Source organism: Ancylobacter oerskovii (assembly GCF_018390555.1).
In the GTDB taxonomy this organism is placed as follows: Bacteria; Pseudomonadota; Alphaproteobacteria; order Rhizobiales; family Xanthobacteraceae; genus Ancylobacter; species Ancylobacter oerskovii.
Genome location: NZ_JAHBGB010000044.1, coordinates 673,702 through 686,844, shown reverse-complemented (window position 1 = coordinate 686,844; position 13,143 = coordinate 673,702). Strand labels below are relative to the sequence as shown.

General features: G+C 68.5%; 10 protein-coding genes and 1 pseudogene. 7 read left to right on the top strand and 4 right to left on the bottom strand.

What is annotated here, in order from left to right; translation table 11 throughout:
- Positions 1 to 54: 54 nt before the first annotated feature.
- The 7 genes from KHC19_RS24190 to KHC19_RS24160 all read left to right on the top strand — a co-directional run bounded on the left by KHC19_RS24190 (position 55) and on the right by KHC19_RS24160 (position 7,424).
- Positions 55 to 1,176: an ABC transporter substrate-binding protein gene (locus KHC19_RS24190; protein WP_213356099.1), complete on the top strand. Its 1,122-nt coding sequence runs from the start codon at positions 55 to 57 to the stop codon at positions 1,174 to 1,176.
- A 99-nt stretch (positions 1,177 to 1,275) separates the two neighbouring features.
- Positions 1,276 to 3,153: an ABC transporter permease gene (locus KHC19_RS24185; RefSeq protein WP_213356098.1), complete on the top strand. Its 1,878-nt coding sequence runs from the start codon at positions 1,276 to 1,278 to the stop codon at positions 3,151 to 3,153.
- Between the two features lies 1 nt (position 3,154).
- Positions 3,155 to 4,000 carry an ABC transporter ATP-binding protein gene (locus tag KHC19_RS24180; protein ID WP_213356097.1) on the top strand — a complete coding sequence of 282 codons (846 nt, stop codon included), beginning with the start codon at positions 3,155 to 3,157 and terminating at the stop codon, positions 3,998 to 4,000.
- Complete coding sequence (locus KHC19_RS24175) at positions 3,993 to 4,721, top strand: ABC transporter ATP-binding protein (protein WP_213356096.1); 729 nt, start codon at positions 3,993 to 3,995, stop codon at positions 4,719 to 4,721. The genes KHC19_RS24180 and KHC19_RS24175 overlap by 8 nt, the downstream gene beginning before the upstream one ends.
- A 98-nt stretch (positions 4,722 to 4,819) precedes the next feature.
- On the top strand, positions 4,820 to 5,830 hold the full coding sequence (locus KHC19_RS24170; RefSeq protein WP_213356095.1) for a zinc-binding dehydrogenase: 1,011 nt from the start codon (positions 4,820 to 4,822) through the stop codon (positions 5,828 to 5,830).
- A 44-nt stretch (positions 5,831 to 5,874) separates the two neighbouring features.
- Positions 5,875 to 6,294, top strand: coding sequence for a PaaI family thioesterase (locus KHC19_RS24165; RefSeq protein ID WP_213356094.1), 420 nt, complete (start codon positions 5,875 to 5,877; stop codon positions 6,292 to 6,294).
- 20 nt (positions 6,295 to 6,314) lie between these two features.
- A complete protein-coding gene (locus KHC19_RS24160) occupies positions 6,315 to 7,424 on the top strand; it encodes a CaiB/BaiF CoA transferase family protein (protein ID WP_213356093.1) in 1,110 nt (369 codons plus the stop codon).
- A gap of 8 nt (positions 7,425 to 7,432) precedes the next feature.
- On the opposite strand, the gene KHC19_RS24155 is transcribed toward KHC19_RS24160, so the two are convergent.
- The 4 genes and pseudogenes from KHC19_RS24155 to KHC19_RS24140 form a co-directional block, all read right to left on the bottom strand.
- Positions 7,433 to 8,116, bottom strand: coding sequence for a response regulator transcription factor (locus tag KHC19_RS24155; RefSeq protein ID WP_378296896.1), 684 nt, complete (start codon positions 8,114 to 8,116; stop codon positions 7,433 to 7,435).
- Positions 8,113 to 8,493 (bottom strand): response regulator, encoded by a 381-nt coding sequence (locus tag KHC19_RS24150; RefSeq protein ID WP_213356091.1) that lies wholly within the window; start codon positions 8,491 to 8,493, stop codon positions 8,113 to 8,115. The genes KHC19_RS24155 and KHC19_RS24150 overlap by 4 nt, the downstream gene beginning before the upstream one ends.
- Positions 8,490 to 9,134, bottom strand: coding sequence for a response regulator transcription factor (locus KHC19_RS24145; protein WP_213356090.1), 645 nt, complete (start codon positions 9,132 to 9,134; stop codon positions 8,490 to 8,492). The genes KHC19_RS24150 and KHC19_RS24145 overlap by 4 nt, the downstream gene beginning before the upstream one ends.
- Positions 9,131 to 12,976: pseudogene (locus KHC19_RS24140) on the bottom strand (PAS domain-containing sensor histidine kinase); the annotation flags it as partial. The pseudogene KHC19_RS24140 and the gene KHC19_RS24145, both read right to left, overlap by 4 nt.
- Positions 12,977 to 13,143 lie beyond the last annotated feature (167 nt).

The window sequence follows — 13,143 nt, the reverse complement described above, 5'->3', positions numbered from 1 at the left end:
CGATAGCCAGAGGACAAATAATGTCTACATATTAAATAGATTATGGAGTTTCCAATGACGTTCCGCCGCGCAACCGCCGGCTTGCTCCTTGCGCTCGGCCTGGCCGTTCCCGGCGTTGCCGCGCAGGCGGCCGAGCCGATCCGGGTCGGCTTCTTCGCCCCGCTGACGGGCAATCTGGCCAATTTCGGCGAGCGCTTCCGCGATTCGGTGCAGCTGTTCGAGGAGCAGACCAACGCGGCAGGCGGCATCGACGGCCGCAAGCTCGAGGTCATCTACGAGGACGATCGCAATTCGCCCAAGGAGGCGGCGAGCATCGCGCAGAAATTCGCGAACACGCCGGATCTGGTTCTCGCCATCGGCTCGTTCACCACCACCGCCGCCCTGGCGGCGGCGCCGATCCTCACCGAGGCCAAGATCCCGCAGATCAGCCCCTCCTCCTCGCACCCAGACTTCCCGAAGTTCAGCCCCTACCAGTTCCGCCAGAACATCCGGCAGGACAAGCTGGCCCCGCTTCACGCCGAGCTGGTGCTGGAGAAGCTGAAGGGCAAGAAGATCGCGATTCCCTACTTCCAGGACGACTGGGGCCAGGTGACCGCCACCCTCACCAAGGCGGCGATCGAGGCCAGGGGCGGCGAGGTCGTGCTCATCGAGCCGATCGCCCCCAATGCCCGCGACTTCCGCCCGCTGGTCTCCAAGATCAAGGCGCTCAACCCGGACGTGATCTTCCTGCCGGTGCACTACCAGGAAGCCTCGGCTTTCGTGCAGCAGCTGCGCCAGGCCGGCGTGACCATTCCGGTCGGCGCCCCCGATCCGCTGAGCAATCCGAAGTTCCTCGAACTGGCCGGCAAGGATGCCGAGGGCGTGCTGCTCTACACCACCTTCTTCCCGGACGATCCGAAGGTGAAGAACTACGTCGATGCCTACAAGGAGAAGTATGGCCGGCTGCCGGACCAGTATTCCGCACTCGCCTATGATTCGATCGCGGTCGGCGTGAACGCCATCCGCGCCGTCATCAAGTCCGGCAAGCCGCTGACCGGCGAGAATGTGCGCGACGCCATCGCCAACGCGCCGGCCTATGAGGGCGTCACCGGCGTCACCAAATATGACGACGAGCGCGAGGTGAACAAGAAGAGCACCTACATCATCGTCAAGGACGGCAAATACGTCCTCTATTGACCGCCGCCGACACGCGAACGCCGCCCTTCCGGCAGGGAGGGTGGCGTTCTTGCGTTTCCCGAGCCTTCTCCTCCGCGTTTTTCCAAGGCTACCCCTCCCATGGAGCTGTTTCTCAGCCAGATCCTGAACGGTCTGGCGATCGGCCAGGTCTACGCGCTGATCGCCCTCGGCTTCAGCCTGGTCTTCGGCGTGGCGAACATCATCAACTTCGCGCAGGGCGCGCTGTTCATGCTGGGCGCCTTCATCGCCTATTCCGCCATTGCCTGGTTCGAGCTGCCCCTGGTGGCGGCGGCGGCCGTCTCGGTGGTGATCGTCGCCATTCTCGGCCTGCTGCTGGAACGTATCGCGCTGCGCCCGCTGATCGGGGCGCCCTATATCGCGCCCTTCCTGTCCACCCTGGCGATAAGCACCATCATCGACCAATCGGCGGAGATCATCTGGTCGCCCGAAAGCCAGCCCTTCCCGGCGGCACTGTCGAACACGACCTTCTTCATCGGCAATGCCTACATCACGCTGACCGATCTGGTGATCTTCGCGTTCGGCGCCGCCGCGACGGTGGCGCTCACCCTGTTCATCTCCTTCACCTGGACCGGCCGGGCGCTGCGCGCCACCGCGCAGGATTCGGCCGCGGCCGCGCAGCTCGGCATCCGCACCGAGGCGATGCGCCAGATCGCCTTCGGCCTCGCCGGGGCGCTGGGCGCGCTGAGCGGCATCCTCGTCGCGCTCTATTTCCAGAGCGTCTTCCCGCAGATGGGCATCCCCTTCGGCCTCAAGGGCTTCGCGGCGGCGCTGCTCGGCGGCCTTGCCAGCATTCCCGGCGCGGTGGTCGGCGGCCTGTTGCTGGGCATCGGCGAGACGCTGGCGAGCGCCTATGTCGGCGACAGCTACCGCGACGCCATCGCCTTCACCCTGCTGCTGCTGATGCTGCTGGTGAAGCCGAACGGCCTCCTCGGCAGCAAGCGGCTCGACGCGCTGGGCGGAGCCGGCGCGGCGGCGGGCGCCATGCCGACCACCAGCCTGCTCGCCTCCTCCTCCAGCCAGCAGACCGCGATCCGCGCCGTCTACCTGCCGGCATGGGGCTTCCTCGTCGTCGGGATCGCCTTCGCCACCGTGCCGCTGGTGCTGACCAGCACCTATGTGCTGCAGGCGCTGATCTACGGCTTCATCTTCGCGTTGCTGGCGGTGAGCACCAGCCTCGTCTCCGGCTCGGTCGGCATCCTCTCCATCGGCCATGCCGCCTTCTTCGGCGTCGGGGCCTATGCGGTCGGCATATTGGCCCGCCCCTATGGCCTCTCCGCCGATGCGACGCTGCTCGTCGCGATCGCCCTGACCGCCCTGGTCGCGGTCGTCGCCGCGATCCCGCTGCTCAGGCTCACCGGCCACACCGCCGCGCTCGGCACGCTCGCCATCGGCCAGATCGGCTTCCTGGTGTTTCTCAACTGGGTGTCGGTGACGCGCGGCCCGATGGGCATCCTCAACATTCCCCATCCGGTGCTGGAAATCCTGGGCGGGGCGCGCTTCGCCACCACGGCGCAGAAATACTGGCTGGTACTGGGCTTCGTGGTGATCGGCCTCGTCATCGCCGAACGCTATGTCTCCTCGCCCATCGGGCGGGTATGGCGGGCCATCCGCGAGGATAGGCTGGCGGCGCAGGCATCGGGCCTGCCGGTGAAACGCTACATCCTGCTGGCCTTCGCCATTTCCGGCGCGCTTGCCGGGCTCGCGGGCGGCTTGTTCGCCTATGTGCAGCAGGTAGTGAGCCCCGAGAGCTTCACCGTGGAAACCTCCATCCTCGTCCTCACCATGGCGGTGCTCGGCGGGCTGGGCAATTTCACCGGCGCGGCGGTCAGCGGCTTCGCCCTCGCCATCCTGCCCGAGTTCCTGCGCGGCTTCGCGGAGTGGCGGATGATCATCTACGGGTTGCTCCTGCTGGCCGCGTTGCGCGTGCGCCCTCAGGGCCTGCTGGGAGCGCGCTGACATGGCCGTGCAAGGCATCGTGGTCGAAAACGTCTCGCGCGTGTTCGGCGGCCTCAAGGCCGTCGACGGCGTGAGCCTGACGCTGGCGCGCGGCGAGACCGTCGCCATCGTCGGTCCCAATGGCGCCGGCAAGTCGACGCTGGTCCAGCTCATCAGCGGCGTGGACCGGGCCGACAGCGGCAGCATCCATGTGGACGGCGTGCGCACCGACCGTCTGTCGTCGGACAGGATCGCCCGTCTCGGCGTCGGGCGCAGCTTCCAGACGTCCCGGGTCTTCCCGGCGCTGACCGTCTGGGACAGCGTGCTGGTCGGCGTGCAGCCCGGCCTGATCGAGCGGCCGTCGGGCCGGCTGATCGACCCGGTTACCGAGAGCCTGGGCGCGCTGCTCGGCCTGGGATTCTGGCGGCGGCGCGTCAAGGCGCAGGAGGCCGCCGCCGAGGCGGCGCTCAAGCTGTTCGGCGACCGGCTATGGCCGCGGCGCGACCAGCCGGCGCTCAGCCTCTCCTACGCCAATCGGCGCCGGCTGGAGATCGCCCGGCTGCTGGCGGCGGAACCCCGCTATCTGCTGCTCGACGAACCCAGCGCCGGCATGAACCCGACCGAGACCGAGGAACTCACCCATCTCATCCTCGACCTGCGGCGCACGCATCCGCAGACGGGCATATTGGTGATCGAACACAAGCTCTCCATGGTCCGGCGCATCGCCGACCGGGTCGTTGTGCTCAACCAGGGACGGGTCCTCATCGAGGACAAGCCGGACCATGCCCTCGATCATCCCGAAGTCGTCGAAGCCTATCTCGGCAAGCCCCGGACAGGCGCCAGCTTCCAGGACGCGCATCATGGCTGACATCGCCCCCCGCATCGTCATCGATGCCATCGACGTCCATTATGGCGCGGTACAGGCGCTCTTCGGCCTGAGCCTGACCGTTGGCGACGGCGAGGTGGTGTCCGTGCTCGGCGGCAACGCCTCCGGCAAGTCGACCACCATCAAGTCGGTACTGGGTCTCGTGCGCCCCACCAAAGGAACGATCACTCTCGACGGCCTGCGCGTGGACGGCCAGCGGCCGGATGCCATAATCGGCCGCGGCGTCGCCAGCGTGCCGGAGGGCCGGCGCGTCTTCCCGGACATGTCGGTCTACGAGAACCTCCTGCTCGGTGCCTATCCGAGGCGTCGCGAGGCCAAGGATCTCGCCGGGGATCTCGAGCGCGTCTATGAGGCGTTTCCACGCCTGAAGGAGCGGCGCGCGCAGCTGGCCGGCACCATGTCGGGCGGCGAGCAGCAGATGCTGGCGCTGGCCCGCGCCTGGCTGCGCCGCCCCAGCCTCGTCTGCATCGACGAGCCCTCCATGGGTCTCTCGCCGCGCTTCGTCGATCAGGTCTACGAGGTGCTCCATGGCTGGAAGGCCCAGGGGATCACCATCCTGCTCGTCGAGCAGAACGCCCGCATGGCACTCGAACTGGCGGACCGGGCCTATGTGCTCCAGCACGGCCGGGTGGCGGTCTCCGGCACCGCGCGGGAACTCGCCTCCGACCCGCAGGTGCGCAAGGCCTATCTCGGCGCCGCCTGAGCGGCCCGATGCCCCCATCGACCGCGGGGGGCGGCTCCCGCGGATCTCGCCGTCATCTTGAAGGGCCGCATCAGAGCCCGAACTGGGAAGCCTCACTCATGAAAGCCATCATCTTCGAAGAACACGGACCGATCGCGAACCTGAAGCTCGCGGACGTGCCGGTCCCGGTACCGCTCTCCGGCCAGGCGCTGGTGCGGGTCCGCTCCGTGGGGCTGAACGGCTTCGACCCGATGATCCTCGCCAAAATTCCCGGCATCAACACGCCGCTGCCGATGATTCCGGGCGGCGACATCTCCGGCGAAGTCGCGGCCTACGGGCCGGATACCGCCATCGAGGGCATTCCCGTCGGCACGCGCGTGCTGGTCGACCCGCTGGTCGGCACCACCGGCGTGTTCGGCGAGACGGTGCGCGGGGGGGCCTGCGAATATGTGGCGGTCCCCGCGATCAACCTCGTGCCGCTGCCGGATGCGGTTTCCTTCGAGGATGCCGCCGCCCTGCCCATCGCCTACGGCACCGCCTACCGCATGATCCGCGAGCGCGGAAAGGTCCAGGCCGGCGAGAAGGTGCTGGTGCTGGGCGCCACCGGCGGCGTCGGGGTGTGCAGCGTGCAGCTCGCCAAGCTCGCGGGCGCCGAGGTCGCCGCCGCCACCTCCTCCGCCGCCAAGGCCGAGCAGCTTCGCGCGATCGGCGTCGACCATGTGATCAACACCTCCGAGACCGACTTCGTGAAGGCGACGCAGGCGCTGTGGGGCAAGCCGCGCGTCTTCGACGAGGGCGGCGGGGCCGACGTGGTGGTGAATTTCGTCGGCGGCGACGATTGGCCCCGCGCCCTGCGCTGCGTGAAGCGCGGCGGGCGCGTGCTCACCTGCGGCGCCACCAATGGCTACGATCCGAAGACGGACATCCGCTTCATCTGGTCGTTCGAGATTTCCATCGTCGGTTCCAATTGCTGGCGGCGAAGCGACCTGACGGACCTGCTGGACCTCGTGGCGAGCGGGCGTCTCAAGCCGCAAATATCCTCGCTCCGCCCGCTGGACGAGTTGCCGCTTTCCTTCCAGGAGCTGAGCGATCGCAAGGTGTTCGGCAAGGCCGTGCTGCGCGTGGCCTGAGCGATTTTTCTCCCCGCCCTCTCCCAGCGCGCCAAGGATTTCCAATGCCCGACATCTCCCCCGAGCAGCTGCTCGACGAGGCTATCGCAACCTCGCCCTTCATCTCCTTCTCCGGCTTGAAGATCGTCTCGGTCGACGCTGCGGCGGGCGAAGTGGTCGTCACCATGCCGGCCCGCCCGGAATTCATGCGCGCCAGCGGCGACGACATGTTCCATGGCGGCCCCATCGCCGCGCTGATCGACACGGCCGGCGACTTCGCGATCGCCATCGGCGTCGGCGGGGTGGTCCCGACCATCAATTTCCGTGTCGACTATCTGCGGCCCGCGCGCGGCGGCGAGCTCAGGGCGGTGGCGAAGGTCCGCAAGGCCGGACGCACCGTTGGGCTGGCCGACGTCGATGTCTACGACGCGTCCGGCAAGCTGTGCGCCGTCGGGCGCGGCTGCTACAGCGGCGCCAGGGGCTGAGCCTGCCGAGGGAGGCGTCCATGCCGGCCGACCTGCTCGCGGGTATCCGCGTCGTCGAGATCGGGCAGTATATCCCCGCTCCCTTTGCGGGGCTGGCGCTGGCCGATCTCGGGGCGGAGGTGGTGAAGATCGAGCCGCCGTCCGGCGACCCGATGCGGCGGTTCGGCGAGACGCGAGCCGGCGGCGTCTCGGCCGCCTACACCGCCCTGAACGGCGGCAAGCGGATCATCCGGCCGGATCTGAAGACGCCGGCGGTGCAGCAGCAGGTTCGCGCCCTCGTGGCCGCTGCCGATGTGCTGCTGGAATCGTTCCGCCCCGGCGTGCTGGACCGTCTCGGACTCGGACGGCAGGCCCTGGCGGAGGCGAATCCGCGCCTCGTCCACTGCGCACTCTCCGGCTTCGGCCAGAACGGCCCGTTGTCGCGCAAGGCGGCCCATGACCTCAACTACATGGCGGCCGGCGGCGGCCTCGCCGGCTCGGGCACGACCGAGCGGCCGGTCATTACCCGCCCGCCCGTCTCGGACTATGCCGGCGGCCAGCAGGCCGCGCTCTCCATCGCGGCGGCGCTGTTTCGCCGCGAGCGGACGGGACGCGGGGCCTATATCGACATCGCCATGGCCGACGTCGTGCTTTCCTGGCAGGCTGCCGACCTCGCGGAATCGGCCTCGCCGATCGCGCCCGCCCGCGGCGCCGATCTGATCGGGGGAGGAGCGGCGGGCTACAACATCTATCGCGCCGCCTGCGGCGGCTTCGTCACGCTGGCGGCCCTCGAGGCCAGGTTCTGGCAGGTCTTCTGCCACGCCGTCCGCCGCGCCGACCTCATCGACCGGCAGGCCGATCCCCTGCCGCAGACCGCCCTCATCGCCGAACTCGCCGCGCTCTTCGCAAAGCACACGGCGCTTGAGTGGGAAGACCGGCTCGGCGCGCTGGACTGCTGCTTTCAACGCGTGCTCACCCCCGCCGAAGCGTTGCTTTTCCCGCAGTTTCTCGCCCGCGAGATCCTCGACGGGCCCGACGGGGACATGCCGGGCGTCCGCTATCCCGCCTGGATCGACGGCGCTCCCGCGCGCTCCCGGCGCGAGCCGTGGCGGGACGCCGATCTCGGCCAGGTGCTGTCGGGCTGGAGCTAGGCCGCCCCTCAGCCGCGCGCTTGCCGGAGCGGCGCCGGCAGCGTTTCCCAGGCCCGGATCAGCTCGCCCACGGTCGCCACCTGCATTTTCCGCATGGCGTTGCTCCGGTGGAGCTTCACGGTGACGACGCTGATGCCGAACTCGTGGGCGATCTGCTTGTTGAGGCGCCCGCGAACCACTTCCACAAGGACGGCCCGCTCGCGTGGCGTCAGCAGTTCCAGCCGCTCGGCATTGCGCCGGGCGACCTCCGCCGTCGCCCGCTGCAGCCGGTCGCGCTCCAGCGCGACGGTGATGGCATCGAGAAGCACCTGGTCGCGGACCGGCTTGGTCAGAAAGTCCACCGCCCCCGCCTTCATGGCCTGAACCGTCATCGGAATATCCCCGTGCCCGGTCAGGAAGATGATCGGCTTGGCATTGCCGCTGGCGGCCAGGCGATGCTGCAGGTCGAGGCCGCTCGCACCGGGCAGGCGCACGTCGAGGATGAGGCAGCCCGGGACGTCGGGATCCCAGGAGGCGAGCAGTTCCTGCGTGGAGGCGAAGCCGATCGGGTTCAGCCCGATCGACGAGATCAGTTCGCTCAGGCCTTCGCGGATCGCCGCATCGTCATCCACGATCAGGACGACAGGCCGTTCCACGTCGGCAGGCTCCGGCAACCCTCGGGCGTGGCGCGGCGATGGCTGCAACATGCTCACCCCTCCCAGTTCAGGCCGGTGAAGGCCTTCTCCACCGCGGCCAGCAGCAGCCGGCCGTCGATCGGCTTGCGGAACAGGACGGTCGCCGCGGCGGCGTTGCCGGGCCGATCGGCGATTTCGTGGCGGCCCGTCACCAGGAAGACGGGAAGGTGCGGACAGGTCCGGCCGATGGCGTCGCGAAGCTGGAAGCCGTCCATTTCGGGCATGCCGATATCGGTGATCAGGCAGTCGAGATCGGAAAGCCCTGCCGCCAGGAGAGCCTTCGGCGAGGAGAAGGTCCGCACGGCATAGCCCGCGGACTCCAGGAGGTTCTCCAGGGATTCCAGCAGCCGGCTGTCGTCGTCGACCACCGCGATGATACGCTTGGGACTACTCACGCTTCCCTCTCTCCGCGACGCGAATGGGTGACCGGGATGCTCAGCCGCTCGGCGATCCGCACCAGGTCGGCGAGCGAGGCGGCTCCCATCTTTCGCAGCACGTTTCTCCTGTGCACCTGGAACGTCACCTCGCTGAGCCCCAGCGCGGCGGCGGCCTGCTTGTTCAGCAATCCGCTCACGATGAGCGGCAGAACCTCGCGCTCGCGCGGCGTCAGCGTCCCGTACCGCGCTTCGAGGCGCTCGAACTCGGCGCGCTCGGCGCGAAGCCGCCTGTCTTCAGCGAACGCAGCCGCGATGGCGGCCATCAGCGCCTCCTCGCCGAACGGCTTGGTCAGGAAATCCACGGCCCCGCGCTTGATCGCCCGCACCGACGAGGGAATGTCGCCATGGCCGGTGATGAACACGATCGGCGGGTGGTCCGTGCCGGCAAGCTGCGCCTGCAGGTCGAGCCCGTTGATGTCGGGTAGCTCGACGTCGAGGAGCAGGCAGGCCGGCGCCTCCGGCTTGCCCGCGCGCGCATAGTCCCCTGCCGAGGCATAGGCAACCACGCGCATGCCATGGGCCTCCACAAGCTCGCTGAGGGCTTCGCGCGCACTCGGATCGTCGTCCACGATCAGCACGATGGGCGTCTCCGGCGTCATGAGGGCTCGATCGCCTGGATCGGCAGGGTAAAGGCGAAGGTCGCGCCGCCGGCGTCGTTCCGTTCGACCCACAACCGCCCGCCGTGGGATTCGATGATCGAGCGGCAGATCGCCAGGCCCATCCCCATGCCGGTCTGCTTGGTGGTGAAGAAGGCGTCGAACACCTTCTCGGGATGCAGGATGCCGGGTCCGTTGTCGCTGACCTCGACCCGCACGACCTCGCCGTCGCGAAGCGCGCGCACCCTGAGGCGAGGCTCGGAGGTGTGTCCCTCCATCGCCTCGATCGCATTGCGCATGAGGTTGGCCAGCACCTGCTGGACCTGGACGACGTCGAACGGAATGTCCGGCAGCTCGGCGGCGACGTCCGCCTCGACGCCGACCCGCGTCTGCGACGTCCTGTCGGCGAGCAGCCGCCCGACATCGGCGATGACCTCCCCGATCGGCGCCCGGTCCCGGGGCACTACCGCCTGCTTGAACAGCGCCCGGATGCGGCTGACGAAATCCGCGGCGGCATTGGCGTCGCGGATGATGCGCTCGACGGTGATCTGGGCCCGGTCCAGATTGGGCGGGTCGGCGGTCAGCCAGCGCTGGCAGGCCTGCGAGTTCCAGACCACCGCCGCCAGCGGCTGGTTCACCTCATGGGCGATCGAGGCCGAAAGCTCGGCGAGGCTCGCCGCCTGGCTCGCCCGTGCAAGCCGCTCCTGCGCCAGCCGGAGATCCTCCTGCGCCCGCACCTCGGCATCGATATCGAGGCAGATCACGTTCCACTGGATGATGGCGCCGTCGGCGTCGCGCATGGGCGCCGCGCGGGTCTCGACCCAGCGATATTCGCCGTCATGGCGGCGCAGGCGGTGGCGGCGCGCATAAGGCTTGCCGGTCATCAGGCAGTGGGCATAGTGCTTCTTCACGGCCGCGAGGTCGTCGGGGTGGACGCCGGCATCCAGCGTCTGCTTCAGGCGCGATCCGCCCGTCTTGTGCAGTTCCTCCAGCTCGTAGCCCAGGAACTCGCGGAGCTGCTGGCTGCGATACACCGGCTCGCCATTGGGCGCCGCGCAGTCGATCATCGCCGGCAGCGTTTCCACGAGTTGCCAGAGCAGCCGCTCCCTTTCGCGCAAGGCCGCCAGCGCCTGCATCTCCTCCTCGATATCGATCGAGGCGATGTACCACTGGACGATCTCGCCATCGGCGTCGCGCAAGGCCTGGGCGCGGGCTTCTATCCATCGATAGACGCCGTCGACGCAGCGGCGGCGGAACCGGTTCACGAAAGGCTCGCCGGTCGCAAAGCCGGCTGATGCCTTGCGGAACATGGTCGGGAAGTCTTCCGGGTGGGCGACGTCCCGCGCCAGGGCCTCGAAATCCCGGATGTGGCCCGGCGATCCCACCGTGTCGAGGTAGCGCCGGCTGGCATAGGTGAGGTTGCCCGCGCGATCGAAGCTCAGAATATTGACGGGCACCGCATCGATCATCTGCTCCAGCTGCTGCTTGCTGCGCCGCAGCACCTCTTCGGCCAGAACCTGATCGTCGATGTCGTGGCAGAGGCCGTACCACTGGGTGATGCGCCCATCCTCCTCCCGCATCGCCTCGGCGCTCGCCTCCATCCAGCGATAGACGCCATCGGCCCGGCGCATGCGCCATTTCATGAACAGGCGCTCGCCGCTGGCCAGAGAGCGCTCGAACGCCTCCATGACATTGTCGCGGTCATCCGGGTGGATGATGGCGTCGGTGATGGCGGCAAGGCGGCTCTTGTCCGGCCTGTCCGCCCCCGACACGTCGAGCCCCAGGAAATCGACGAGCCGCTTGTTGAAGAACACCGGCAGGCCATCGGCGTTGATCCGCCAGAGATAGCTCGGCACCATGTCCACGAGCTGGGACAGTTCGCGCTCCCGCTCGCGCACGGCGGCTTCCGTACGCTTGCGCTCGGTCAGGTCGAGAATATAGGCGACGCCCTGCCGGGACTGCCCGTCGAAGCAGGCCGCGCCGATGAGGACCGGCACGCGGCTGCCGTCCTTCCTGAAATATTCCTTCTCGCGGGCCTGCATCTTCCCCGTCGCCGCGAGCTCGTCCGCCTCCTCGCGGGCATGCACCGCCTGCCATTCCGCGGGCGTCATGTCCAACCAGCGGATCCCGGCCTTCACGTCCTCCCGGTCGTACTGGACCATGCGGAGAAACGCGTCGTTGGCCTCGATGAGCGTGCCGTCGAGATCCCAGATGACGATGCCGATAATGTCGGAATCGACCAGGCGCCGGATCCTGGCCTCGCGCTCCGCAATGTCGCCGTAGAGGCGCATCTGGTCGTCTATGTCGTGACTGAGGCCGAACCACTGCACCACGCGCCCGCGGTCGTCCCGCAGGGGCTCGGCCCGCCCCGACATCCACCGGTAGTCGCCATCGGCGCGGCGCAGCCGGTAGTGCATGGCGAAGGCCTCGCCGGTGGCGAGGCTGTGGTGAAGCGTCTCCTGGAACTGCGGCGCGTCGTCCGGGTGGAGCGTCTCCTCCAGCGCCTGCAGCCGGCTCGCGCCCGGCCTGTCGGTGTCGGCGATCTCCATGCCGAGGAAATCGATCATCCGCCGGTTGAAGAAGATCGGCTCCCCGTCCGGCTTCAGCCGCCAGATCTGGCTCGGAACCATGTCCACGAGCTGCGAAAGCTCCCGCTCCCGGCCGCGAAGATCCTCCTGCGCGCGCATCAATTCTTCGATGTCGATCAGCACGCCGTACCATTGGAGGATGTTTCCGTTGGCGTTGCGCAGGGCCTGGGCGCGGCCCTCCATCCAGCGGAAGACGCCGTCGTGGCGGCGCACGCGGTATTTGCGCATGAACGGATCGCCCGTCCGCACGCAGCGCGCCAGCTCCCGGTGAATTTCCGCACTGTCCTCGGGATGCACGAGCAGGGCCGCCGCATGCGCCAGGCGGTTCGTCTCCGGCGTGTCGAGATCCTCGACGCTGACGCCCAGCCAGCGAACCAGTTGCTCGCTGTAATAGGATGGCTGGCCGTCGGGCGAGAGGCACCAGGTGAGGCTCGGCACGGTGTCGACGAGCTGGCGGAGTTGCCGTTCGCTCTCGTTCAGGGCTTCGCGCGCGGCGATGCGATCATGGACGTCGACACATACGCCGTACCACCGGATGATCGCGCCGGTTTCGCTGCGCATGGGTTCGGCGCGCCCCTCGGTCCAGCGGAAGATGCCGTCGGCACGACGCTGCCGGTATGTCATCTGGAACGTGTCGCCGGTCTCGAACGCATGGCCGAGCGCCTTCTCCACCGCCGGCATGTCCTCGGGATGGATATCGGCAAGCGAGCGCGAACCGTCCGATCCGATGAGGTCCTCCAGTTCCACTCCGACCGCATCCGCCAGCCGCTTGTTGATGTAGGACGGCTCGCCCTCCGGCGTGACGCACCAGATCATCGCGGGCACGGCGTCGACGAGGCGCTTGAGCTCCTGCTCGCGCAGCCGGAGCGCCTCTTCCGCCCGGGCCTGGTCGTCGATGTCGTGGCACACGCCGTACCATTGCTGGATGTCGCCCGCCTCGTTGCGCAGCGGCTCGGCCCGACTCGACATCCAGCGATAGGCGCCGTCCGCGCGGCGCAGCCGGTAGCGCAGCGCGAACGGTTCGCCGGTAGCCAGGCTGCGGCCGAGCGCATCGCGGAAGGCGGGCGCGTCGTCGGGGTGGACGAAGCCGATCAGGGTCTCCAGCCCGCCGGGCATGCCGCCCGCGGCGTCCAGCCCGAGATATTCCGCCATCCGCCGGTTGAAGAACGCCGGCTTGCCGTCCGGCGCGAGGCGCCACACATGGGTGGGCACCATGTCGACGAGCTGCGAGAGTTCCCGCTCGCGCTCCGTCAGGGCGTCGTCGTTCACGGCGTTGATTGCGATGGACGACATCGCCACGTCCTCCTGTGGGGAGCCACGTTCGCCGGGCCCGCGACCTTGGCGCAGACTAGCATTCCTCCCGTCCAGGGGGCTCATTCGCCATGAGGATAGGGCCGCGCAGCGCCGCGGGCACCCTATGGAAA